We start from the raw sequence: 25843 nt of genomic DNA, 5'->3' as shown, positions 1-25843 counted from the left end.
CCGCTCATTCGTCGAGAAGCGGCACTACTGCGAACACTTCGAGGTCGCGGGGCGTGCCCTTCGCCTTGAAGCGTCGCTTTCGGCTGAGCAATTGGAGGCCTTCTGCCGACTGCAGGGCATCACTGGTGGCGAGCACCTCGCCGGTTCCGGCGGCATCGGCGACGCGTGCCGCGATATTCACGTCGACGCCGAGGTAGTCGTCACCGACCTGACGCGGAGTTCCGGTGTGCACTCCGGCGCGCAGCTGCGCACGGTAGTCATCGTGGGTGATCGCGCTGACGGCGCCGCACAGTTCGAATGCGGCGAGAATGGCATCACCCGCGTCGGGGAACACTGCCATGACGCCGTCGCCGAGCGACTTGACGATCCGACCCCGGTGCGCGGCCACGATCTCGCTGCTCACGCGATTCACCTCACCGATCAGCGACAGCACGCTGTCGTCACCGGCACGTAGCGCCCACGACGAGAATCCGACGAGATCGGTGAACACGACCGTCACGTCGCCGGTGTGCGGGCTGTTCGCAGATCTGCGGTCGACGAGGGCCTGCCACACCTTCACCACCGTGAGGGCGAGCTCACGCGAGGCGCTCGGCGACCGGTCGGCGCCGGTCAGCAGCCGCTCCATGCGGTCCGACAGTCGGGTGGGGCGCGAGAGATCGAGCTCGGGAACCGTTTCGGGCGTCAGCTTCCTTGGCAGCTGTGCGGCCCGGATGAGCGACGGCGTGCGGTCGGCGCGACTGAGGAACTCTCCGACACGGGCCGGTCCCGACTGCCCGCGCACGTCGTCGCGCGGGTTGTTGTCAGCGGGTGCACCGTCGCGGGACTCATCGTCTTTCGAGCCACCACCGGGCGTCGCGCCATCATCGGCGATCACGGAACGATGTTCACCATCCGTCCGGGTACGACGATCACCTTGCGCGGCGGTTGGCCGTCGAGCAGCGCGACGACCTTGTCGTCGTCGAGTGCTGCTCCGCGAATGGTCGCTTCGTCGGCGTCGGCGGGGACGGTGATGCGGCTGCGCACCTTGCCCTTGACCTGGATCGGGATTTCGATGGTGTCGTCGACGAGATACCGCTCATCGGCGACGGGGAACGGTCCGCGTACCAGCAGCTCGTCATGCCCGAGACGTGACCACAACTCCTCGGAGATATGCGGTGCCAGCGGCGCCAACATGAGCACGACCTGCTCTACCGTGTCACGGGGAGCGCCGTCGGGATAGCGCTTCGTCAGATGGCTCGTCAGTTTGGTCAGTGCGGCGACGGCGATGTTGTCTCGAAGACCGTTGTAGTCCTCGCGAACCTCGGCAATCGTCTTGTGCAACAGGCGAAGTGTCTCGTCGTCGGGATCGATGTCGGCAACCCGCACCTCGCCTGATTCCTCGTCGACGACGAGGCGCCACACGCGTTGCAGGAATCGCTGGAGGCCGACGACGTCCTTCGTCGCCCACGGCCTCGACTGATCGAGCGGACCCATGAACATCTCGTAGAGCCGCAGCGTATCCGCGCCGTACTCGGCGGCGATGTCGTCGGGTGTCACCGAGTTCTTCAGCGACTTGCCCATCTTGCCGTACTCCTGGGTGACCTTCTCGCCGTTGTAGAAGAACTCGCCGTCGAGTTCGGTCACCTCGTCAGCGGGCACGTAGATCCCGCGCGAATCGGTGAACGCATACGCCTGGATCATGCCCTGGTTGAACAGCTTTCGGTACGGCTCGCTACTTGTGACGTACCCGAGGTCGAAGAGCACCTTGTGCCAGAAACGTGAGTACAGCAGGTGCAGCACGGCATGCTCGACTCCGCCGATGTAGAGGTCGAGTCCGCCGGGATCGCTGAGTCCGTGCAGCTCCGGCCGCGGACCCATCCAATAGGCCTCGTTCTCCTTGGCGCAGAACTCTTCTTCGTTCGTCGGGTCGATGTAGCGCAACTGATACCACGAGCTTCCGGCCCACTGCGGCATGACGTTCGCGTCCCGCTTGTACATCTTGGGTCCGTCACCGAGATCGAGTTCGACGTTGATCCAGTCGGTTGCCTTCGCCAGCGGCGGGCTGGGTTCGCTGTCGGCGTCGTCGGGATCGAACGCGACGGGTGCGTAGTCCTCGACCTCCGGAAGCTCTACCGGCAGCATCGATTCCGGCAGTGCGTGTGCGCGACCGTCCTCGTCGTAGACAATCGGGAACGGCTCACCCCAGTACCGCTGTCGCGCAAACAGCCAGTCGCGGAGCTTGTACTGTACGGTGCCCTTGCCCTTGCCCTGGTTCTCGAGCCATTCGACGATGGCGGCCTTCGCGTCCTCGACGTTCTTGCCGTCGAGGAAGCCTGAGTTCACCAGCGGGCCGTCACCGACGTAGGCCTGCTCTGCGACGCCCTGTTCGGATCCGATGACCTCCACGATCGGCAGTCCGAAGACCGTGGCGAACTCGTAGTCGCGCGAGTCGTGGGCGGGCACGGCCATGATCGCGCCGGTGCCGTAGCCCATCAGGACGTAGTCCGCGACGAACACCGGAACCTGTTCTCCGTTCACCGGATTCGTCGCGTACGAGCCGGTGAAGACGCCTGTCTTCTCCTTGTTCTCCTGGCGCTCGAGATCCGACTTCGCGGCGATCGACGCGCGGTAGTTCTCGATTGCCGCTGCGGGCGAGTCCGCGGAGTACGTCCAGCGCGTGTCGACACCGTCGGGCCAGGCGTCGGCGGTGAGAGCGTCGACCAATGGGTGCTCCGGGGCGAGCACCATGTAGGTGGCGCCGAAGAGGGTGTCGGGTCGGGTTGTGAAGACCTCGATGACCGCATCGCCGTCGGCCTGCGCCGGGACTCCCGGCACGGGGAACTGCACCTGCGCGCCGCGAGAACGTCCGATCCAGTTGCGCTGCATGGTCTTGACCTTCTCCGGCCAGTCCAGCAACTCGAGGTCGTCGAGCAGGCGGTCGGAGTAGGCGGTGATGCGCATCATCCACTGCCGCAGGTGCTTGCGGAACACCGGGAAGTTGCCGCGGTCGCTGCGACCGTCGGCGGTGACCTCCTCGTTGGCCAGCACCGTGCCCAGACCGGGCGCCCAGTTGACCAACGAATCACTGAGGTAGACAAGACGATACGAGTCGACGACGTCGGACTTCTCTGTCGCGGACAGGTCGGCCCATACCCGACCGTCGGCGAGTGTGCGTGTGCCGCTGTCGAACTCGGCGATCAGCTCGTCGATACGACGCGCCTTGCCCGCCTCGTCGTCGTACCAGGCGTTGTAGATCTGCAGGAAGATCCACTGTGTCCATCGGTAGAACGAGACGTCGGTCGTCGCGATACGACGACGCTCGTCGTGTCCGAGGCCGAGGCGTCGGATCTGGCCGAGGTAGCGCTCGATGTTGGCCTCGGTGGTGGTACGTGGATGGGTACCGGTCTGCACCGCGTACTGCTCAGCCGGAAGACCGAACGAGTCGAAACCCATCGTGTGCAGCACGTTGGCGCCCGTCATGCGCTGGAACCGCGCGAAGACGTCGCTGGCGATGAACCCGAGCGGGTGCCCGACGTGCAGTCCCGATCCGGACGGATACGGGAACATGTCCTGGACGAACAGCTTGTCGGGAGCGTCGGGCCCGCTGCCGTCGAAGGCGCTCATGTCGCCGGCGAGCGGTCCGACCGGGTTGGGCGCCTCGAAGGCGCGGCGCTGCGTCCACTCGCGCTGCCAGCGCTCCTCGATCTCGCCCGCGAGTCGAGCGGTGTAGCGGTGCCCCGGCGTCGCGGAAGCTGGGTCGGTGCTCGCCGGATTGGCGGCGCCCTCGGGGGTGGAGATGTCGGCGGTGCTCACCTCACCAGGGTAAATCGTGGCTTCGGCTGCCCTGAAATCGACGTCGGGTGGACGGGAAAAGTATGGTGGTCGGGTGCATGTGGTGTCGATCGTGGTCTCGGTATGCGTCTGTGCGTTGGCCCTGGTGTGGCTGATCGTGGGAGCGACCGGCCTGGTCGGCCGTCTCCCACGCAACCGTTACTTCGGGGTTCGCACCGACTCGACGATGGCTTCACCCGAGGCATTCGCACTGGCGAACCGCATCGCGGCGCCCGGAACACTCGGCGCCGCGGTCATCTTGATCGCCGGTGGCGCACTGACACTGGCCGTCGACAGTGCGTGGTCTGTGGTGTTCGGGCTGATCGCACTCCTGGCGGGCATTCTGCTGGTCGGCGCGGTCAGCGGCTATGCCGTGCGGGCAGCCGACGCCGTGGCACCCGCCGACGACGCCGGCTGCAATTGCTGCTCGTCTGATCACGGCGCTTCCGACCACTCGCACGAAGCCCCTACGCCTGCGGAATCGGGTTCGGATCCGGCCGCCGACTGCGGCACCGACAGCTGCGCGTCGTGCACGCTGCGCGGCATGTGCAGCACCGACGACACCTCCGCACACTCCGACCGTCGCGCGCCGACCAGCTAGGACGTGCTGCGCAACCTTCTTGCCCGCTCCCCGATCGACGGGTTCATCCTCGCGATACTCGCAGCGGTGCTCGTGGCGGCGATCTTCCCCGCACGCGGGACGTTCGCCGACGTGCTCGACTGGGTGGTCACGATCGCCATCGGCTTCTTGTTCTTCCTGTACGGCGCGCGACTGCACCCGCGGGAGGCACTCAACGGGCTTGCGCACTGGCGTCTGCACCTGACCATCCTCGCGTTCACCTTCCTGGTGTTTCCGCTCATCGGGCTGGCGCTACGGCCGGTCGTCGAACCACTGATCGGCCACGACCTCTACACCGGCCTGTTGTACCTGACCCTGGTGCCGTCGACGGTCCAGTCATCGATCGCCTTCACCTCGATCGCCCGCGGCAACGTACCGGGAGCGATCGTCAGCGCCTCGGCGTCGAATCTGATCGGTGTGGTGCTGACGCCGCTGCTCGTTGTTGCACTGATGAGCGGAACCAACGGGGTACACATCACCGCGTCGTCGGTGGTGGAGATCCTGCTGCAGGTCCTGGTTCCCTTCATCGTGGGCCAGCTCTGCAGGCCGCTGGTGACGCCATTTCTCAAGCGGTACGCCGAGCCGACGAAGTTGGTCGACCGGGCGTCGATCGTGCTCGTCGTCTACGCAGCGTTCAGCGAAGGCGTGCGCAACGGGATCTGGTCGATCGTGAGTGCGTGGCAGGTCGTCGCGGTAGCGGTCATCGCCGCCGTGCTCGTGATCGTGATGCTCACACTCACCTGGTGGAGCTCCCGACGTCTCGGCTTCAACCGCGCCGACGCCGTCGCGATCCAATTCTGTGGCACCAAGAAGAGTCTCGCCACGGGACTGCCGATGGCCACGGTGTTGTTCGGCGGTTCAGTGGTCGGGCTGATCGTGTTGCCGCTCATGATCTTTCATCAGATCCAGCTCATCCTCTGTTCCTGGCTGGCCACCCGCTACAGTCGCACCCACGACGCCGTCGACGCCGCCTGACGCCTGCGCGACGCGTCGCCGCCGAACGTAGAACATGACGAGCACGTAGATCACCGCACAGCAGACCAGCGCGATCACCACGTAGAGCAGGATCGTCGCGCCGAGAACAGCGCCCGCGAAGTAGCCGACGAGCAGCACCGCAGTCACCCAGCTGACCGCTCCGACGATGTCGGCGACACCGAACTTCGCGAACCGCATCCCGCTCATTCCCGCGACCCGGGGCATCAGCGTGCGGACATACCCCACCCAGCGACTCGCCGCGACCATCACCATGCCCGACTCGTCGAGGCGGATGCGGGTCTGTTCCCACCGCTGCTCGCCGAATCGCCGCCCGAGCGACGATTCCATGAGGCGCGGTCCGCCGATTCGTCCGAACGAGAAGCCGACCGCATCGCCTGCGATCGCGCACACGCACGCCACCACGATCAAGACGCCGATGTTGGTGTCGCCGACAGCTGCCGCCACCCCTGACGCCAACAGCAACGCCTCACTGGGCATGATCAGCCCCGCGAAGACGACCGCGGTCTCTGAGAACACGACGCCACCGGCAATGAGATAGACCGCCCACACCGGGACCGATCTGATCAAATCGATCAGCCAGTCGGCGATGGAATGCACCTGCCCGAGGTTAGTTCAGCCCGGGATTCCACGCCGCAGAGGAGACCCGGTCGTCTCGGTGCCGAGCTCGCCGATGTCTCCGCGAGATGCCGCCCGAACTTGTCGGTGGGGTCGGCTAGTGTAGAACACATATTCGATCCAGGTGGTAGTGGTGGAGATGACAGGCGGGGGTGACAGAGCGTGAACAGTGATCATGGCGGCGGGGCCGATGGTCGGGGTGGTGTCCGTCGTGACGACCCGGCACCTGGTGACACTGGATCTGAAACCGGGTGCGCGCCTTCGTTGTTGGATGCTGCTGGGTTGGGTTCTGCGGTGGTGGGGTCGGTGGATGCTCGGGTGGCGGATGTGTTGTCGCGGTTGGCGTCGGTGGTTGAGGAGTTGGCCGGCTGTGATGTGTCGCAGCTGTCGGATGCCGGTGTGGTGGAAGCGGCCGCGGTGGCCGAGCGGTTGGCGCGGCGGACGGCTGCAGCGGTGACTGACCGGCTGGTGGTGGAGGCGTCGGATCGGAATCTGCCACACGCGTTGGGGTACCGGGATGTCCGCGGGTTTCTGGCGGACCGGTTGGGGGTGGGTGATCCGGCAATCCGCTCGCAGATCATCACCGCGACCGGCTCGTTCACCTCGATTGTGGGTGAGGTGCGGGAACCGGCATGTCCGACGTTGGCACGGTATTGGGTTGATGGTCAGATCGCGCCGGCCCGCGCGCGGGCGGTGCTGGAGGTGTTGGATCAGATCCCGCATCAGATTGCTGCTGATGTGCGGGCGGCGGCTGAGGCGCAGATGGCTGGCTATGGTCTCGACTTCACGCCGAAAGAGATCACCAATCTCGGCACTCGATTGATGGCGCATCTGGATCCGGATGGGACGGTCACTGATGACACCGACCGTCAACGGCGTCGCCGGTTGTGGGTGAACCGGCAGGGTGCGGATCTGATGTCACGGTTGACGGCCGATCTTGATCCGGCGACCCGCGCCCGCCTGGATGTGGTGTTGGACGCCTGGGCGAAACCCGGCATGAACAATCCCGACGACGCCGACTCGCCTGTCGGGCCGGTCACCGCGGCGAACGCCGAACAGGTCGCCGAGGCAGCCGCGCGTGATCAGCGGTCGCAAGCGCAACGCAACCATGATGCGTTTTCCGCGTTGCTGGCGCGGGTGGTGGAGTCAGGCATGCTCGGCGGCACCCACCGCGGGTTGCCGATCCAGGTGATCGTGAAAACCACGCTGGCCGAGTTGGAGGCACAGGCCGGGGTGGCACAGACCGCATCCGGGACCCTGTTGCCAATACCGGATCTGATCTCGATGGCCACCCGGTCGGCGAGCGGGGTGCAACCGTATCTGGCGGTATTCGCCGAGCACACCACCGTCCCGCTATATCTGGGCCGGTCGAAACGACTCGCTTCGCCAGGGCAGCGGTTGGCGTTGTTCGCTGCCGAGGGCGGCGGCGTGTGTTCAGCACCCGGCTGTACCCAGCCGGCGTCGCGGGTGGCGATGCATCACGCCGCCAAGGACTGGGCTGCTGGTGGGTGCACCGATATCGACCAGTTGGCACCGGCGTGCGACATGCACAATTCACGGGTGGGTTCGCGCCCTGGTCAGTTCACGACCCGCATCATCACCGACGGCCCCGATACCGGGCGGGTGGCGTGGCGGTTGAACGCCGCCCCCGGTATGCCGCCCAACCCCGAACACGTCAACCGGGCCGCGGATGTGGCCGCCGATTTCCGTGACCACCTCGCCACCACACGCGCCGAAACGTCGGCCGCCACCGGCACCATCACCCACCTGGCAGACCGACGCCGCCGACACACACGCACAAGCACAAGCACAGATGGTGCAGGTGCTGTGCGGCAGGGCGTCGACCGCGGCGACGTGACCGCCTCGGCCGATCAGCGCGACGCGCGTGACACTCCCGGCAACCCGCCAACGCCCTACTCGATCAGCATCGTCGATCACCAGATCCTGACCGCACTGCTCGACACCACACCCGAGCGCGCGGGTGACCGCCGCGTCGACATCACCTGGAACCCACCCCGACCACTCGACCCCGACCCACCGCCCGATGGCGAACCACCCGGCAACGTCGGCCCGCCTCTACCCGACGCCGCCTGACAGACCCGGCCCGCCCCATCGGGTCACGGACCACCCCACACCCCGCCACCGCGCCAGGTGGCGGGGCAGAAGTGGTGGCCGCATGTCGTGCCCGATGCGAGCCTCAGATGCCGTCCGACAGTGGAAGGTTCACGAAGCTCGGCTGCGCAGGGTCGAGCATGATGTGCTGCGGTTTGAGGCCCGACTCGTTCAACAACGGACGGAGGGGAAGACCGCGCGGCATATTCATGGCGAAGACGTCGATCCGCAGTCGATGACCGGCCGGGATTCGCGCCTCAGTCGGCAGTAGTCCGACGTCGAGTGTGACCGGCTTGCCCGGTGTGACCCGTTCTCGAGCAGCAAGAGTCATCGTGTACATCGGGTCGATCACGTCACCGTTCGACGCGAACTGCGACTCCGCCCGGTTGTAACCACGCAGCGACGCCATCACCTGACCCGAACTGATCACCTTCGACGTTCCGTCCGGTGCAACGTCGTTCAACGTCGCCGTCCAGTAGCCGTCGGTGGCATCCATGACGGTATTGAGGTGAAGGTTGCTGTAGCCCGACACCTGACGGGTGCTGCTCAGCGGAGCAGTCGTGAACGAGAGTGCACCCCGCTCCGAGATCCTTGCGTCGTCCGAGCAGCCCTGGAACACAGCGGTCAGACCCGCCATCTGCTGGGCGGAGTCGCGCGAACACAGCGTCCACAATGTCGGCGACACGGTCATCGATCCGCGCGCTTTGGTGGCCGCAGGCGTCAGGGTTCCGTCGCCTTGCGCGTGCGGGGCAGTTCCACTGCGACGATTCGACAGATACAACCGCTGCCGGGTCATACCGTCACGCGGGAACTGTGACGCGCTGATCCAGCTGTCGCCCACCTGCTTCAGGTTGACAGGCCCGTACGAATCGATCCCGTTGTCGATTCCCTTGAGCCACTTGTCGAACCACGCCTTCTGCAACACGTCGAGTCGCGGTGGGGTACCCGGTCGGCCCTGCCCGCCGCCGATTGTCATGTGGTAACCGTCGCCCATCACGAGCTGTTTGCGTCCAGGTGAGAGCGGAATCTTGTTGTACATCCGCACCTCACTGTTGGTGAACAGATCGAACCATCCGCCGTAGATGAACGTGGGCGTGGTGATCCGCTCGGCGTGGTCCTGCCACGACTGCCGCGGCTCCGAGCCGGTTCTCAGCAAGTCCTTCAAGTACGGGGGAATGGAGGGGATATCGGGGGTGGTGAGCGCCGCCATGAGCTCGGGATAGAAGGTCAGCGGGTCTTTTACCCTGTCCGCCAGCCACTTCCAGTCGAATGTGCCGTTGAGCATCGATGCAACGTTGGGAATCATCTTGGTGCCATTGACCAGGGTCAGCCACAACGGTAGAAAGCCCGCTCCGAGCGCTCCGCCCGGGGCGACGATGTCGCGGATGAGGTCGCCGCCGGGCTCGACGGGGAAGATAGCCTTCAGCGCCGCGGGGCGCTTGTTGGCAGCCTGGATCTGGTTGATCGCCGAGTACGAGACGCCCGCCATGCCGATCTTTCCGTTCGACCAGCGTTGCTTGGCCGCCCAGTCGATCACCTCGGTCGTGTCCTGCTGCTCACGACTCTGGAACACGTCCCAGACGCCCTGGGAGAAGCCGGTGCCTCGGACGTCGACGACCACCACTGTGTACCCGCTGCGAACCAGATCGAAGTCGGCCGAGAAGTTGCGGGTCCCGCCGTCGCTGACGGTTCTCGCCAACTGGTTGATTCCGTCGATCGGAGTTCCACGCAGATTGATTGCCTTAGCGAGTTGCATCGCATAGGGGGCAAGCACCGGGTGCTGGAGCGCCTCCGAGGCAACGGCGGTGACGAGCTTGGTGTACGGAGTCATGTTCACCACGACCGGGGTCCGCGTCGCGACGGCCCTGCCACGAGCATTCGCGGGCCGATACACGTTGGCGCGGAGCACGGTGCCGTCGCTCATGCGAATCGGGACGTCCCATTGCGTTGCCACGCCAGCGTACGGATGGGCGCCGTCGTGGGACGCCTGCCAGCGGGCTGCCGCCTGGCCGCCGTCGGGCGTCGACGCGTCTGCGACACCCGGCCCGGCCATCGCCAGCACAACCGCCGAGAGAACGGCGATCACCGCACCCCATCCTGTCGAACCTGACACACTTCGCAACCGACCGACCACCGGGACCCCTGACCGTTGAACGCATTGTGAGACGAACCCGTCGAAGAGTATCAGCCTGCTGTGGCACACGTCACTTACGGTCGCGAAAAGGGGCTCCGTCGCAGGCCTCCGCAGGTCCGGAAGCTTCCGCGCAGGCGATCAGTTCTGCTCGACGTCGATCGGATGCGTCGCGAGCAAGGGCATCGGCCAGGGCTGGCGACGCAGCACGTCGGCCCACACGTCGACAGTGGGAGGTGCCAGGAGATCACGCGGCAGAGCCGAAGCCAGCAGCCAGCTGTCCTGCGCCAGCTCGGCGTCGAGCTGCCCGATCCCCCAACCTGCGTACCCGGCGAAGATACGAACGCCTTCGAGAACTTCGGCAAGGAGTTCTTCATCGGCGTCCAGGTCGACGAGAACCACTCGACCGTCGACCGGACGCAGCCCTTCGAACGCCTCGATCTCCACGCCATGTTTCGCGACACCGAGGCACAACGCGGCGTCCTGCTTGACCGGCCCCCCGATGAAGAGTGCCTGCGGCGACGCCGCGAGATCGGTCCACTGCGGAAGGATGTTGTGCACCGCGGTCTGACTCATCCGGTTGAGGATCACCCCGAGGCTGCCACCGTCGTTGTGCTCGATGACATAGATGACCGAACGGGCGAAGGTGGGTTCGATCAGGTCCGTGGACGCGAGCAGCAGCGTGCCGGGTCGCACACTGTTTGCCGATTCCATGTCACGGGCACCGGGGATGCCGCTGCCGCCCTCGGTTCCGTCAGAGTTCTCGGGTGAGAAATCGTCCGCGCTGTCACCACCCACGGTGACCATCATCTCATGCCTGATGCGCGTGGGTCGGTACTCTTGATCGGTGAGCTCTACTGCACGCGACGGCCGTTCTGTGCGTGCTGCGTGGCGCGATCTCCTCGACTCGTTGCGCCGATCGCCGGGGCTCGGCCGACTACTCTCCGTGCGCCTTGCAAGCCAGTTGACCGACGGCGTGTTCCAAGCAGCACTGGTCGGCGGCGTGCTGTTCAATCCCGAGCGCCATGCCGACCCGCTCGCTGTCGCGGGCGGTATGGCGGTGTTGCTGCTGCCCTACTCGGTCATCGGGCCGTTCGCGGGAGCGCTCCTCGATCACTGGGATCGTCGAGCAGTTCTGTTGTACGCCAACCTGATTCGCGGTCTGATGATCACCCTGGTCGCAGTTGCCATTGCGACGGGAAGTCCGGACAGCGTCGTGCTGGTCGGCGCGCTCGCAGTGACCGGCGCCAGCCGCTTCGTCGCGTCCGGACTGTCGGCAGGCCTTCCCCACGTCGCGTCGCAGGACGTCATCGTCGCGACCAACGCGCTGTTCACCACCCTCGGCGGCTTCATGTTGTCGGTGGGTGCCGTCATCGCGATGGGTGTCCGTCTGCTCGCGGGATCAGGTAACTCCGGCAGTGCCGTCACCATGATCGCTGCCGTGGTGATCGCGCTTGGCGCCGCTCTCCTGGCGCGTGGCTTCCCCCGATTGCAGTTGGGACCCGACCGTCCCGACGATCCCGGACGCTCCGCGGTGCACGCTGTCGCCGTCGGACTGCAGCACGGTGCGATAGCAGTTGCGCGCTGTCGCCCGGTTGCCGCCGCACTTTCGGCGATCGGAGCTCATCGTGTCGTGTTCGGTATCAACACGCTGATGCTGCTCGTGCTCGCAAGACACATGGGATCCGGTGACGGGCTCAGCCAGGTGGGGATGGTGGTCGCCTGCACGGCCGCCGGGGCACTCGTCGCGGCCTTCGTCACGCCTGTCGCCGTCGACCGCTTCGGCCGCAAGGCCACACTCATCACCGCCCTGTCGGTCGGCGTGGTCGCCGAACTGTCGCTGCTGTCGTTCTCACTGGTCGTCTTCTGCATCTCGGCGGTGGTACTCGGACTCGTCGGCCAGGTCGCCAAGCTGTGCGGCGACGTCTCGATGCAGGTCGACATCGACGACACCGTGCGCGGCCAGGTCTTCTCCGTCCAAGACGCGGTGTTCAACGTCGCGTACGTCGCCGCCATCGCCATCGCCGCATCGACCGTCGCGCCCGATGGCCGGACGCCCGCGCTCGTCGTGGTCGCCGTGGTCATCTACCTCGCGGGAATCGCTGTCGTGCGGCTCGTCCACCCCGGCCGCGACGAACTCGTCGGTGCGAGTCAACACGCGATAGAGCACGCGCACGACGACGAGCGCGAGGACCAATCCCGAGCCTCGGAGTCTCATCTTCCGAACTCCGGCGCTTCCGCGCCGTAGACGGCGTCGGCGATGCCGTCTCCGTCGGAGTCGACGAGAACCGTGTCGAACGCGCCGTCGCCATCCTGATCGATGTAGAGCCGACGCTGCTTCCCCGAACCGACGACCTCGCCGTCGACCCGACCATCACCGTCGAGGTCGAGACGTTGCGGTGACGGCTGCCGTCCCGCTCGCGGTGGGTCGGGGGATCGAGATGATTCGGACGACTCGCGCGATTGCGGCTGTTCACCTCCGGCGGGAGGACCACCGTCACCCGCGCCGGGCTCGTTCCGCTCGGCATCCCCCGCCCCCTCATCGCGCTCAGCCTCGGCCTTCTCCCCGCCGGCAACCCTCTTCCCGGCCACATCGTCATCGGCGACGGCGATGTCCCACAGACCGCGCCCGGAATCGCGGTACAGACGTTCCGGTCGGCCGTCGTCGTCGACGTCGAGAGCTGCGATATCAGCGCGGCCGTCCCCGTCGACATCCCACAGGGCGTCGTCGGCGCGGCCGTCGCCGTCGAAGTCGACGGCGACCGCGTCGGGGGTGCCGTCGGAATCGAGATCGAAGTCGGCGGGACTCGACCACCGGCTCAACGTGCCATCACCGGGGCCGAACACGTACTCGATCAGAGGATCCACGCGTCATCAGACGTTCCCGGACGCACGTGGGTTCCGCCAGCCCGCAATCGTCGCCCGCCCGCTGTGCCGACTTCCCTCTTTCGCACTTCCCGCGATCATTTCCGAGTTCGCAGCACGGTACGTTTTGTTCATGTATGTGAGCGAGCTGGGAGAGCAGTTCCACCGCGCTCGTCTCGAACCGGCGATCACACATCTCGACGCCGCGTCGGCCGGACGTTCGTCGAACGCCGTCATCGGGACGGTGTCGGCGCACCTCTGGCGCGAGGCCGAGCGCGGATCGTATGTCGCGGCCGACGACCGCGCTGCGGAGATCGCGCGGGACAAGCGCGACATCGCGCAACTCCTCGGCCACACCCCGGACGAACTGACCTACCGCGAGAGCGCTCGTGCCGCTCTCCGCACGCTCCTGACCTCGTGGAGCCTGCCGATCGCGTCGACGGTCTGGGTGGCCAAGAACGAGTTCGGACCCAACCTCGTGGAGTTCGAGCGGCGCGGCTACGCGGTCCGACCGCTCCCCGACGGCGACGTGTACGGACACGTCGACACCGACGCCCTCGAGAACATGCTGCAGTTCGAGCAGCCCGACTTCATCCACGTCTGCCACGTCGGCTCCATGTCGGGGGCCGTGCAGCCCGTGGCCCGCATCGTCGAGATCGCCCATCAGGTCGGGGTGCCGGTCGTCGCCGACATGGCACAGGCCGTCGGTCACGTACCGACGGTCACCGGCGCCGACGTCGTCTACGGCACCAGCCGCAAATGGCTGACCGGCCCGCGCGGCGTCGGATTCCTTGCCGTGCGCCGTGATTCGCTGCGCCCGATCGAGGTCGACGCCTCACAATCGTTCATCGCGGGCATGCTCGGCCTGGGCGTCGCTGTCGCCGAAGTGCTCCAGATCGGGCAGCAGCGGGTGTTCCGCGAACTCGCCGGGATAGGCCGGGCCACCCGCGAACGGCTCGACGGCATCGGCAGTTGGCAGGTACTCGAACCGGTCGACGAGCCGTCTGCCATCGTCACCCTCGCCCCACCCCCCGGATGGGAAACCGCAGACGTCCATCACGCGCGGGACAAGCTCTTCGAACTCGGACTGCTGGTCACCGCTGCCGACTCCTGGCGGGCCCCACTCGCAGGCGAGACGTCGGTCCTGCGGATAAGCCCGCACCTCGACGTGACACGCGAACAGCTCGACAGACTCGCCGACGCACTCCGCACGATGGGCTACTGACTACTGCTAGATGCGACATTCCGTACAGCCTGCCCGGCCGGTGAGCAGTCGTCGAATCCAATTTTGCAGATCCTGAAACTCGTTCCGCGACCCTCTGTGTGACCTGCCACTTTGCTGGGATGCGATGTGTCAGACTGTGCTCAATGTCCTCGAGCCGTAAGAGCACGAACACCGTCGGTCGCCTCGCCGTCATCGCGAACCCGGCGTCGGGCCATGGCGCGGGAGAACGCACCCTCGGCGCCGCCACCGCCATTCTTCGCGGACGCGGCGTGAGTCACGAGGTTCACGTCGGCACCTCCCGTGAGCACAGTTCGCAACTCGCGCACGAGGCCGCCGAACGTGGCGCCGACGCGCTCGTCGTCATCGGCGGAGACGGAACGGTACAGCCGGTCCTCCGATCGGTCCTGACCCACGATCTGCCGCTCGGCATCGTCCCGGCGGGCAGTGGTAACGACACCGCGCGCATGCTCGACATCCCGCTCGACGACGCCGCGCGCGCGGTACAGATCATCCTCGACGGACGCACCCGGCGCATCGACCTCGGTCGTGCCTCCTTCTCCGACGGGACCGACGAACTGTTCGCCACGATCGCGGCGACCGGGTTCGACGCCGCCGTCGCCGAGCGCGCCCAGGATCTCTCCTGGCCGAGCGGACGAGCGCTGTTCGCACTCGCCGCGCTCCGACAACTACCGATGTTGAATCGCCACCACTACGAGGTACGCGTCGACGACGTCGAGGTGGAGACCGACGCGGCATTCACTGCCATCGCGAACGGACCGACCTATGGCGCAGGCATGCGGATCGCTCCCCGCGCCAGTGCGGATGACGGGGTCTTCGACATCGTGATGGGCACCCATCCCCGGCATCTGCCGCGACTGTCGCTTCTGCGAGGTCTGGTGCAGGTGATCTGCGGGCACGTCGAGAACAATCCGCTGTTCAGAGAGCTGCACGGACGCGAGGTCGAGCTGTACTGCGATCCGCCCGCAGACGTGTCACTCGACGGCGACATCGTCGGGTCACTTCCCACCGTGTTCGACGTGGTGGCCGACGCGATCGACGTCTTCGCGCCGCGCTGAACCCGACCCCGTGCTGGGCGCTTGCGGCCCGCACCGAACCTTCGCGAGACAGCGACGCCAGTCATCGGCGGGGACGAAACTCGTTGTGCAGGGCTAGCTTTCGCCGCGCTCGGCCCACCACTCCTGCAACGCGGCCACTGCCTCCTCGTGGGAGAGCGGACCGCGGTCGAGGCGCAGTTCTTTCAGATACCGCCATGCTTGTCCGACGACGGGCCCCGCCGGTATCCGCAGGATCTCCATGATCGCGTTGCCGTCGAGATCGGGCCGCACCCGTTCGAGATCCTCGGCCGCCGCCAGCGCGGCGATCCTCTCCTCGAGGCTGTCGTAATTCTCCTGAAGCCGTCGGGCCCTGCGCTTGTTGCGGGTCGTGCAGTCGGCGCGGACGAGTTTGTTGAGTCGATCGAGCAGTGGGCCGGCATCGGTCACATAGCGTCGAACGGCCGAGTCGGTCCACCGACCTTCCCCGTACCCATGGAACCGCAGGTGTAGGAAAACGAGCGTCGCGACGTCCTCGACGACAGCCTTCGGATACTTCAGGGCACGCATACGCTTGCGGACCATCTTCGCGCCGACCACCTCGTGGTGGTGGAAGCTGACGCCGCCGTCGGGTTCGTGGCGCCGGGTCGCGGGCTTGCCGATGTCGTGGAGCAGCGCCGCCCACCGCAATATGAGGTCGGGGTCGCCCTGCTCGAGGTCGATCGCCTGCTGCAGCACTGTCAGCGAGTGCTGGTAGACGTCCTTGTGCTGATGGTGTTCGTCGATGGTGAGCTTCATGCCCGGGACCTCGGGCAGCACGCGCTCGGCGAGCCCGGTCTCGACCATCACGTCGATCGCCTCGATCGGATGCTCACCGAGGATCAACTTGTCGAGTTCGGTGCGCACGCGCTCGGCCGTGATGCGGTCGATCTCGTCGGCCATCTCGGTGATTGCGTCGAACACCCGCGGCGCGAGACGGAACCCGAGCTGCGAGACGAACCGCACCGCGCGAAGCATCCGTAGCGGGTCGTCGTTGAAGGACTCCTGCGGCGTTGCCGGGGTGTCGATGATCCCGGCGAGCAGCGCGGTCATCCCGTCGAGTGGGTCGTGGAACTCGGCGGGTCCGCTCGGACCGATGGCGACGGCCATCGCGTTCATGGTGAAATCGCGACGCACGAGGTCGGCGTCGAGCGAATCGCCGAAGGTGACGTCCGGATTCCGGCTTAGCCGGTCGTACTGGTCGGCGCGGAACGTCGTGATCTCGATCATCACATCGCCCTTGCGCGCCGATATGGTGCCGAATTCGATGCCGGTATCCCATATGGCGTCCACCCACCCGGTCAGGAGACGGACGATCTCCGCCGGCCGGGCGTCGGTGGTGAAGTCGAGGTCGTTGCCGAGCCGACCGAGCACGGCATCTCGGACCGAACCGCCGACCAGATACAACTCGTGATCGGCCGCGGCGAACCGCTCCCCGAGCGGCGCCAGGACGTCCGAGAGCCCTTGCAGCGTGACCGCCGCGGCGGCGAGTAGCCGGGTTCGGCGCTCGATGCGTGCATGCGATGCGGTCGGGTCGGTCACGGCACGCCAGCCTACCGGCGTACGTGCCGGACAGACATCTCGCCTGCCGCTACAGCACAAGCCGCACCAGTCGCCGAGACGTCGACGGAGCGGCGCTCGACAGAAGCACCGCATGCCGACTGACCGGTAATGTTCCGGGCGCACCTGGCGGCACTGGGCAAACGGCAGGTGACCAGCGGCTAGCATCGAGTCTGTGTCCACCGAGTCCCCGACCAATCGCACAGACGTCTCCGGCGACGTCTCGTCGGCTGGTCACGGGAACAATTCGGGTGGCAATCCCGCTGGCAACAACCCGAATGCGTCACGTCGCTCGCGGCGCGGCCGACGCCGACGACGCGCCCAGGACAATCGCCGCGCCGACGGTGGCGGCAACGATCATCGCGGCGGTAGCGACTCCTCGCTGACCAGCAAGAACACCGACAACCAGCGCGACAGACAGCGCAAACGCGCGCCTTCTCCAGCCGACGTCGCCCGCGCCACCGCACGGCCGCACCGCGCCGAACCGGGACTCGTCGACGCCGAGAGCACCGAATGCGACGCGGAGACCTCGATCGAGGGTGCGCGCGCCAAGGTGACACCACCCAAACCGTCGGACATCGCTGTCGTGAGCGCGAAGATCACCAAGACCGGCCTGGCCCACGGGTCGACCGGCCCTAAGCCCGGACAGAACCGCAATCGACGACGCGCGCGCACCGGCGAACGTGGTGGCAGCCCTGACCGACTGCAGACCGTCCGGGAAACCTCGGCTGGTGGACTGGTGATCTCCGACCTCGACCTCCCCGTCGACGAGTTGTCTGCCGCACTCATCGGACGTGTGGACAGGCGCGGACGGCTGATGTGGTCACTACCCAAGGGCCACATCGAGACCGGGGAGACCGCAGAGCAGACGGCGATCCGCGAGGTCGCCGAAGAGACCGGCATCCAGGGCACCGTCGTGGCGCCGCTCGGCAAGATCGACTACTGGTTCGTCAGCGAGGGCAAACGCATCCACAAGACCGTGCACCACTATCTGCTTCGCAGCATCGGAGGCGAGCTCTCCGACGCCGATTACGAGGTCAGTGAGGTGGCGTGGGTGCCGTTGCACGAGTTGCCGCGCAAGCTCACGTACTCTGACGAGCGGCGACTGGCCCGGATGGCACGCGGCGTGATCGCCGATCTCGCCGCCGACCCCGCGCGGTTGGCCCAATCCGAGGCCGAGAGCAGCCGCACCGAACCGAACGCATATGAGAAAGCCGCAGCCGCACGTAATCAGCGACGCAATGACGTCGGGCACCGCTCGGAGGTCAAGCGCCGCACGGACGGTCAGCCCCAGTCTCGGTCGCGTCGACGACGCAGGCGTCCCCGGCGACCTGCGTCCGGGGATGCGTGACGTCCTGCGCACTGGTGTTTCCCGGCGCTCTGGCGCCTCCTTTGTCACGCGTGCGCGCGTTCTCGTCGCCCTCGTCGGAGTGGTGATCGTCGCCGCACTGTGTGCCGCGCCCGCCGCGGCGGCACCGGGCACGCCGTCGGATGGCGGAACGTCGGATGGCGGCGATCAGCGGTTCGCGTCCGTGGTGATCGACACACTCACCCCGTCGCTGGTCACCACGACGTCAGGTCCGGATCTCACGGTCCAAGGTCATGTGCGAAATACCAGTTCGCGCACGATCAAAGATCTCAGCATCCGACTCGAACGTGGCGACGCCGTCCGTGATGCGGCAGGGCTGCGGAGCAGTCTGGCCGTCGCCCACCCGCCGATCGCTGTCGCGGGTCCGTTCCGCGCTCTCACCGACGAGTTGGCGCCGGGCGCACAGGTGTCGTTCCGGATCACCATGTCCCTGTCGGGTGAGGAGGGCATGCAGATCTCTCGGACGGGCGTGTATCCGTTACAGGTCAACGTCAACGGCGTACCCGATTACGGATCGATGGCGCAGGTCGCCGGCTCGCGCACGCTGCTTCCCGTGCTCTCGCTACCGCCGGACAAGAACCGGGCAGCGCAATTCGACTCCTCTGGGTTCGATTCCTCTGGGTTCGATTCGGGCACCTCGGATCCGAGCACTGACTCGGGGACGCCCGCCCCCGGAAGCGGCGGTCTGGGCGCCGACGGGGCCGTATCCGCCGACACCTCCGATCCCGCTCGCATCACGATGCTCTGGCCCCTGGCCGCACCCCCACAGCTCGCTCCGGGAGGTGTCGGCGGCGGTACCGAACCCGTCCGCCTGATCAGCGACGACATGGCGCGCTCGTTGCGCGATGGCGGTCGGTTGCACGAACTCCTCGATTCGGTCCGCACCGTGGTCGGGACTTCGGCTCCCGACGCGACCACCGCACAGGGCAGCGCCGACAACGACACCACGAGCGACAGCGGCAACGAAAGCGCTGCGGGCACGCCGCCGAGTGGTACCGGATCGTCGTCGCCACCGGGCACATCAGCACCCGGTGCGCCCACGACCTCCGACCTCCAGCGCAGCATCTGTCTTGCCGTCGACCCGGATCTGCTGGTGACGGTACGAGCGATGTCCTTGGGTTACGTAGTGTCGAGCAATCCGTCCGACCCGACGTCGCGCACGACGCCGGGTACCGGAAGCGACGCTGCGACCCAGTGGCTGGCGGACCTCCGCGGAGTCGCATCGCGAACCTGCGTGGTCGCCCTACCCTTCAGCCAGGCCGACATCACCTCGCTGGCCCGGATCGACCGCTCGGGCCTCACCGCCGCGACACTCGACACCCCGGCAGACGTCGTCGACGCGATCCTCGGTGTGCGCAGCGTGCGTGGACTCACGATTCCAGCTCTCGGCGCAGTCGACCAGACGGGCAGCGCTCTACTGCGCAATTCCGGGCACACCCGCGTCCTCGCCGCGGCGTCGTCGGTGGATCCGGCCGAGAGCCCGAACGCCGCCGGTCTCTACGACGTCGGAGGATTGTCGACCCAGACCTACGACCCGTCGCTGAGCGCCGCGCTGGGCGCGGTCGGGACGGGCCCACTCGTCACGGCGCTCACCCCGCCGAGTCAGCGGGTCGACCTCGCCGACGAATCCCCGGTCAGCCGACGTCAGGCCGCGGTCGCGGCACTGGCATTCCGGTCGATCCAGACACCCGGTGCACGGACGTCCGACTCCGACTCGTCGTCGACGGGCACCTCGGGAGACGCGGCCGTCACGAACACGACCGGTAGGGCCGAGGTGGTCATGCCGCCGACCTATTGGTCGGCGACCACCGACGACGCCGACGCGCTGATGAGCACGGCCACTGTCCTGTTCGGCTCGCGCGCGGCAACCCCCGCGCCACTCGACGACCTCGTGACCAGGATCGGCGCGGCGTCGGCACCCGCGCGCCTGATCGACCCCCCGGGCATCGGTCCGGTGTCGCGGATCGGACCAGCACTGTCCGACGACAACGTCGACGCGATCCGATCGGCAGCCGACGACTCGTGGCGAGTCCAGGGTGCGCTGGTCGACTCGACAGACGTCGACGCCAGCCCGGAGCGCTACGTCTCCCAGTTGCGTGAGGATCTGCTCCGCGCCATCCGCTCCCCCGACGAGAACAACGCTGCAACCAGAACCCGGCTCGCCCGGGAACGTCAGCAGCGGATCGGCGCGGTGCAATCGACGCTCAACCGGATGCACAGATCGGTGACCATCCTCGACCCCGGCGGCAGATACACGCTGGCTTCCGAGCGAAGTCCGCTCCTGCTCGTCGTCCGCAACGATCTCGCGCTCCCGATCCGCGTCCGGATCACCACGACCGCGCCGAAGGATCTCGAGATAGGCGACGTCGGTGTGGTCGAGATTCCCGCGCGAGGAACGCGGCAGATTCAGTTGCCGACCCACGCACAGTCATCCGAGGTGATGACGGTGACCATCGGGATGTCGACAGTCACCGGCGTCACACTCGGGACACCCATCAAGCTGTCGGTGTATTCCAACGCATACGGAAAACCGCTGTTCATCGTGACGATCTGCGCCGCGGTCGCATTGATCCTTCTCACGGCACGCCGACTCTGGCGCCGATTCCACGGCAGGCCCGACCCCGCAGACCAGGATCGTCCCGAGCCCGACGAGCTCGAACGGATGCTCGCTGCGACCACATACCAACAACGGCGCCGTACCCTCCAACAGGAGGGACCGTTCGCCGAGACGGCAGCAGGTGCGGAGCAACGACCGCCTGGCCCTGCTGATGTCGACGACGCTCCGCCGAGCGGTCGAGGCGATGCGCCGCAATCACAATCCGACGGCGACGGCGCGGAAACCAGTACAGCGAAGGACAGCGGCACAGACAGGACGGGCGCATGAGCGATCGAGGACACCGCGGCGAGCCACCGCGGCGAGCCACGCCGCGCCGCATGCCACCCGGCGAACACACGCCGCCCCGCGACAGCCGGTCCCCCAACGACTCCGCACCTCGCCACGAGCCCTCGTCGCACCCCGAAACTGCGTCACGTCACGAACCACCGTCGCGTCACGAATCTGCGTCACGTCACGAACCGCCGGCGCCGTCACGCGGATCCGCCGCACGGAACCCTCGCGGCCGGGACTCCGACGTCGGCCCCGCTCCGCTCAACGGACCCGTCGGTGCACGGCCACCGCTGTCCGGCCGCGCTACCCCTCGTGTGATTCCGCCGGCCCCCGACGATGCTCGACGATCCGCTCGTCCCGGTTCGCGCCGCCCGGATGCCGGGCACTCGGATGCGGGCCGGGACGGTTCGCCCCGATCAGCTCCAACCCCTTCTGATCCGCGGCGGTCGTCGGCAGCCCGCGAGCCCCGCCCATCGCGCGACCACGCGCAAAGCAACGACCCCGACCAGCGCAGCGATCCCACCCAGCGCAGCGACCCCCGCAAGCGCAACGATCCTGCCCCGCGCAACGGCCGACGCCCGGAACGCGACGGTAAGCCGATGCGGCCCCGCACTCCCGAGCCGCCCCGAGCCTCGCCCCGCCCGGGCCGACCGCTGCGCGGAACCCGACCCGCACCCGGGGCACAGCGCTCCGACCAGTCCCGATTCAGTGGGTCCGCTCAGTCGACGCCCTCCGAATCGACGCGTTCGACGCCCCTCGCTGCGTCAGCGCGCGCGTCGGCCGCAACGAGCACACGTGCGAGCACCGATCACACCCACACCACCGACGCCGACGCGGCGTCGCCGACGGGGCTCTCACGTGACTCGGATGCGAGCATCGTCAAGACCTCCGGTTCGATCGCCCTCGCCACGCTGACCAGCCGGATCACCGGATTCGTCCGCACCGTCCTGGTGCTCGCCATGCTCGGACCGGCGATCGCCTCGGCGTTCCAGGCGGCCTACGTGCTGCCGAACATGATCGCCGAAGTGGTGCTCGGCGCAGTGCTGACCGCCATCGTCATCCCGACACTTGTCCGCGCGGAGGCCGAGGACCCCGACGGCGGTCGGGGATTCATCAACCGCATCTTCACCCTGGCGCTCTGCACACTGGGCGCCGCGACGGTGATCGCACTGATCGCCGCTCCCCTGCTCACCTACCTCAACGTGGGCGACGGCGACGTCAACCGGCCGCTGACCACGGCACTGGCCTATCTGCTGCTTCCGGAGATCCTGTTCTACGGCCTCTCCGCGTTGTTCATCGCAATCTTGAACATGAAGGGCCTGTTCAAACCCGGTGCGTGGGCGCCGGTGTTGAACAACGTCGTCCAGATCGCGACGCTCATCCTGTACGCGCTCATGCCCGGCGAGATCACCCTCAACCCGGTCCGCATGTCCGAGCCCAAGCTGCTGGTACTGGGCGTCGGGACCACGCTCGGCGTCGTGCTGCAGGCATCGATCCTTCTCCCCTGGCTTCGTCGCGCGGGCGTACATCTGAAGCTGCAGTGGGGCATCGACGCCCGGCTGCGTTCCTTCGGCCGCCAGGCTGTCGCGATCGTGGGCTACGTGGCGATCTTGCAGGTCGGACTCGTCATCACCTATCGCATCGCGTCACACGCCGATTCGTCGGGCATCTCGGTCTACGCGACGCATTGGCAGCTGCTCCAGCTGCCCTACGGCGTACTCGGTGTGACGATCCTGACCGCGATCATGCCGCGATTGTCACGCAACGCAGCTGCCGACAACCGTGATGCCGTCGTCGACGATCTCTCCCTCGCCTCACGTCTCACCATGGTCGCGCTGGTGCCGACAGTCGCGTTCATGACGTTCTTCGGTCCGGCCATCGGCATCGCGATCTTCAACTTCGGCAAATTCGACGCCTCGATCTCCTCGCAGCTGGGTTCGGTGCTCGCCTGGGGCGCCTTCACGCTGATCCCCTACGCCATCACGCTCGTGCAGCTTCGCGTGTTCTACGCTGCGCAGGACGCGTGGACTCCGACCTGGATCGCGCTGGGCATCACAGTCGTCAAGATCGCGTCGTCGTATCTGGGCCCGGTGCTCTTCTCCGATCCGCACCTGGTGATCCGGTGGCTCTCGCTGTCGAATGGACTCGGATATCTCGCAGGCGCCATCGTCGGACACTTCCTCCTCCGCAAACGACTCGCCTACCGACGCCTCGAAGGTGTTGCGCGCACAACGATCGTGACGCTCATCGTGTCGATCGGTGTCGCCGCCATCGTGTGGGTGGTGGCCGAACTGTCCGGCCTGCACTATCTCGGCACCGCCGAGGGCAAGTTCGGCTCGCTTGTCTACCTACTGCTCACCGCCGTCGTGGTGCTCGGCGTGACCTACGCCGGACTCTCCGCAGCGGGACTCCCCGACGTCGTCGCGATCGGGAATTCGGTACGACGCCTCCTCGGCCGATTCGTACCCGCCCTCGCGCCCGCAGCGGGCGAGGTAACGGATTCGACGCCGACCATCACGGTTCAGTTTCCGCGGGTCACTGCTGACGAATCGCTCCCGTACTCTGGTCAGGTACAGGTGATCCGGCGTTTCGACCGCGGTACCGCGACATGGCAGTCGTATGCGGTGCACAGCGGTGGGGCGGCCGGTGGTCGGGGTCTCGAGGTCGCATCGCCTACGCGTGAACCACGAGATATTCGTTATCGGAGGAGAGGAGTCCGACGCGTGACTGACAGCGGCTTGACAGACAGCGGCTTGACAGACAGCGGAGTCGAGACTCCCCACCGACCCGGGTCACCGACCGAGCAGACAGTCGGTCCGGTCTCGTCCTCGTCCTCATCGGACTCGCCGGCGACCGGCAATGACGCCTCCGGTGCCCCCGCATCGAGCTCGTCAGACCCGACGACATCCTCGCAGACTTCTGCATCGAGTCCGAGTTCTGGTGAGCGCAGCGGAGATTCGACGCCTGGTCGGGGAGGTCCCGCTCCCGATCCCGACCGTCCCGAGGTCGTGCCGTCGATACGTCGCGGTCCTCGTCTCGTACCCGGCGCGGCGGTTGCCGGTGGGCGTTACCGACTCCTCGACAGCCACGGCGGCACCCGGGGACTGCAGTTCTGGCGCGCACAGGACATCAACCTCGACCGCGAAGTCGGCCTGACCTTCGTCGACGCCGAGCAGCTCACTCCCCCGCCCGCTCGTGGCGATCAGCTCAGCGCAACAGATTCCGGGCCCCAGGGCGTGCTCACCCGCACACTGCGCCTCGGCCAGATCAGCTCTGCAGGCGTTGCGCGCGTCCTCGACGTCGTGCGCGGCTCCTCCGGCGGCATCGTGGTCACCGAATGGGTGCCAGGGTCGTCATTGGCCGACGTCGCACGCTCGGGTCCCTCCCCCATCGGTGCTGCCCGCGCGGTCCGCGCCCTCGCCGCTGCAGCTGAAGCCGCCCACCGGTCCGGCGGAGCGCTCTCGATCGATCATCCCGACCGGATTCGCATCAGCACAGACGGCAACGCAGTGCTCGCTTTCCCGGGAACCCTTGCGGGCGACGACAAATCGTCGGACGTTCGGGGACTCGGCGCCGTGCTGTACGCACTCCTGCTCGCACGTTGGCCCCTCGACGGTGCGACCGGACATCGCCTGGTGACCACCGCCGACACGACGACACCCGTCGGCGGGCTCCCCATCGCGTCCCCTGGACCGGATGGCGAGCCGATCGATCCGCGAGAAGTCAAGTCCGACATACCTTTCGAGATCTCGGCTGTTGCCTCGCGCGCGCTCGACGGAGCGCGTGGCATTCGCACCGCGGGCACCGTGCAGCACGTACTCGACCAGGCGACCGTCGTCGATCTGCAGACCGACATGCTGCCCGCGATCGGCGACGGGACCGCCGAACCCGTTCGGATCGGTGCGCACGAGCCGTCCGCGGCGACAACGCGGAAACGGAATGTCGGCTTGCTTGCCGGCGCCGCGCTCCTCGCATTGTTCGTGGTCATCGCGCTGATCGTCTGGGCGACAGGCGTGTTCGGCGGTGATGATGGCGACACAAACATCAACTCGATCCTTCCGACGACGTCGGCGCCTGCCTCACCGGGCACAACCGCTCCGCCAGCAGCCGCCGCGGGGACCGCGATCCCTCTGAACGCCGTGTCGATCGTCGATTTCTCCGGGCAGCCGCCGGACAACTCCGTCAACCTGCAGAATGTGATCAGCGGCGCGGCGCCCCCGTGGCGGAGCGACAATTACCGCGGCTCAGCGGCTTTCGGTGGTCTCAAGAACGGCATGGGCCTGATGTTCGACCTCGGCAGCGAGCAGAACGTCAAGACCGTGACCGTCAAGACGCCGACTCCCGGGTTCAACGTCGAGATCCGTACCGCACCGTCTGCAACGCCGACTGCGGCGCAGACGTCGACCGTGGGGTCGGGAACCGTCGACCAACCCAGCACCACCCTCACCATCGCCGACCCGCAGCCGAGCCGCTACGTGATGGTGTGGCTCACCTCGTTGCCCGCGTCGAGCAACGGCAGCTACCAGGTACAAATCGGACAGGTCACGATGACAAACTGACCGC

Annotated in this window: 16 protein-coding genes; 9 read left to right on the top strand and 7 right to left on the bottom strand. The window is 67.0% G+C overall.

Annotation, left to right across the window (positions count from 1 at the left end; all coding sequences use genetic code 11):
• Nucleotides 1-4: 4 nt before the first annotated feature.
• Both LK459_RS09520 and leuS read right to left on the bottom strand, forming a co-directional pair.
• Nucleotides 5-874: an adenylate/guanylate cyclase domain-containing protein gene (locus LK459_RS09520; RefSeq protein WP_227922989.1), complete on the bottom strand. Its 870-nt coding sequence runs from the start codon at nucleotides 872-874 to the stop codon at nucleotides 5-7.
• Entirely contained in the window at nucleotides 871-3792 is a 2922-nt protein-coding gene (gene leuS / locus LK459_RS09515; RefSeq protein WP_407648762.1) for a leucine--tRNA ligase, read from the bottom strand. The genes LK459_RS09520 and leuS overlap by 4 nt, the downstream gene beginning before the upstream one ends.
• 73 nt (nucleotides 3793-3865) lie before the next feature.
• On the opposite strand from leuS, the gene LK459_RS09510 reads away from it, so the two are divergent.
• A complete protein-coding gene (locus tag LK459_RS09510; RefSeq protein WP_227922987.1) occupies nucleotides 3866-4411 on the top strand; it encodes an SdpI family protein in 546 nt (181 codons plus the stop codon).
• Nucleotides 4412-4417: 6 nt separating this feature from the next.
• A complete protein-coding gene (locus LK459_RS09505) occupies nucleotides 4418-5404 on the top strand; it encodes a bile acid:sodium symporter family protein (protein ID WP_227923655.1) in 987 nt (328 codons plus the stop codon).
• On the opposite strand, the gene LK459_RS09500 is transcribed toward LK459_RS09505, so the two are convergent.
• Nucleotides 5288-6022, bottom strand: a complete 735-nt coding sequence (locus LK459_RS09500; RefSeq protein WP_227922985.1) for a DedA family protein — start codon at nucleotides 6020-6022, stop codon at nucleotides 5288-5290. The two genes, LK459_RS09505 and LK459_RS09500, sit on opposite strands and share 117 nt — an antisense overlap.
• Nucleotides 6023-6337: 315 nt before the next feature.
• On the opposite strand from LK459_RS09500, the gene LK459_RS09495 reads away from it, so the two are divergent.
• Complete coding sequence (locus LK459_RS09495; protein WP_227923653.1) at nucleotides 6338-8134, top strand: HNH endonuclease signature motif containing protein; 1797 nt, start codon at nucleotides 6338-6340, stop codon at nucleotides 8132-8134.
• A gap of 103 nt (nucleotides 8135-8237) precedes the next feature.
• On the opposite strand, the gene LK459_RS09490 is transcribed toward LK459_RS09495, so the two are convergent.
• Together LK459_RS09490 and LK459_RS09485 are read right to left on the bottom strand one after the other, a co-directional pair.
• Nucleotides 8238-10205 (bottom strand): CocE/NonD family hydrolase, encoded by a 1968-nt coding sequence (locus LK459_RS09490; protein WP_227923651.1) that lies wholly within the window; start codon nucleotides 10203-10205, stop codon nucleotides 8238-8240.
• Between the two features lie 219 nt (nucleotides 10206-10424).
• Nucleotides 10425-11090: a YqgE/AlgH family protein gene (locus LK459_RS09485; RefSeq protein ID WP_007236963.1), complete on the bottom strand. Its 666-nt coding sequence runs from the start codon at nucleotides 11088-11090 to the stop codon at nucleotides 10425-10427.
• Nucleotides 11091-11130: 40 nt separating this feature from the next.
• Here LK459_RS09485 and LK459_RS09480 point away from each other — a divergent pair, with 40 nt between their 5' ends.
• Nucleotides 11131-12531, top strand: a complete 1401-nt coding sequence (locus LK459_RS09480) for an MFS transporter (RefSeq protein WP_407648761.1) — start codon at nucleotides 11131-11133, stop codon at nucleotides 12529-12531.
• Here the strand turns inward: LK459_RS09480 and LK459_RS09475 are convergent.
• Nucleotides 12498-13151: a hypothetical protein gene (locus LK459_RS09475; protein WP_227922984.1), complete on the bottom strand. Its 654-nt coding sequence runs from the start codon at nucleotides 13149-13151 to the stop codon at nucleotides 12498-12500. The genes LK459_RS09480 and LK459_RS09475 overlap by 34 nt on opposite strands.
• A gap of 130 nt (nucleotides 13152-13281) precedes the next feature.
• Between LK459_RS09475 and LK459_RS09470 the strand changes: the two genes are divergently transcribed.
• Together LK459_RS09470 and LK459_RS09465 are read left to right on the top strand one after the other, a co-directional pair.
• A complete protein-coding gene (locus LK459_RS09470) occupies nucleotides 13282-14373 on the top strand; it encodes an aminotransferase class V-fold PLP-dependent enzyme (protein WP_007236966.1) in 1092 nt (363 codons plus the stop codon).
• 143 nt (nucleotides 14374-14516) lie between these two features.
• Nucleotides 14517-15449 (top strand): diacylglycerol/lipid kinase family protein, encoded by a 933-nt coding sequence (locus tag LK459_RS09465; RefSeq protein WP_227922982.1) that lies wholly within the window; start codon nucleotides 14517-14519, stop codon nucleotides 15447-15449.
• A 93-nt stretch (nucleotides 15450-15542) separates the two neighbouring features.
• Here LK459_RS09465 and LK459_RS09460 read toward each other — a convergent pair whose 3' ends face one another.
• Complete coding sequence (locus tag LK459_RS09460; protein WP_227922980.1) at nucleotides 15543-17006, bottom strand: CCA tRNA nucleotidyltransferase; 1464 nt, start codon at nucleotides 17004-17006, stop codon at nucleotides 15543-15545.
• 193 nt (nucleotides 17007-17199) lie between these two features.
• Here LK459_RS09460 and LK459_RS09455 point away from each other — a divergent pair, with 193 nt between their 5' ends.
• The 3 genes from LK459_RS09455 to LK459_RS09445 all read left to right on the top strand — a co-directional run bounded on the left by LK459_RS09455 (nucleotide 17200) and on the right by LK459_RS09445 (nucleotide 25839).
• Complete coding sequence (locus tag LK459_RS09455) at nucleotides 17200-18375, top strand: NUDIX hydrolase (protein WP_227922979.1); 1176 nt, start codon at nucleotides 17200-17202, stop codon at nucleotides 18373-18375.
• The gene (locus LK459_RS09450) at nucleotides 18368-21277 is read left to right on the top strand and encodes a DUF6049 family protein (protein ID WP_227923648.1); all 2910 of its coding nucleotides are present in this window, start codon (nucleotides 18368-18370) and stop codon (nucleotides 21275-21277) included. Before LK459_RS09455 ends, LK459_RS09450 begins: the two co-directional genes overlap by 8 nt.
• A gap of 602 nt (nucleotides 21278-21879) precedes the next feature.
• Nucleotides 21880-25839 carry a murein biosynthesis integral membrane protein MurJ gene (locus tag LK459_RS09445; protein ID WP_227922977.1) on the top strand — a complete coding sequence of 1320 codons (3960 nt, stop codon included), beginning with the start codon at nucleotides 21880-21882 and terminating at the stop codon, nucleotides 25837-25839.
• The last annotated feature ends 4 nt before the right edge of the window (nucleotides 25840-25843 follow it).

Source organism: Gordonia otitidis, assembly GCF_020735545.1.
Taxonomy (GTDB): Bacteria; Actinomycetota; Actinomycetes; order Mycobacteriales; family Mycobacteriaceae; genus Gordonia; species Gordonia otitidis.
Note: the sequence above shows the minus strand (reverse complement) of the source record. Positions and strands in the feature narration are given on the sequence as shown.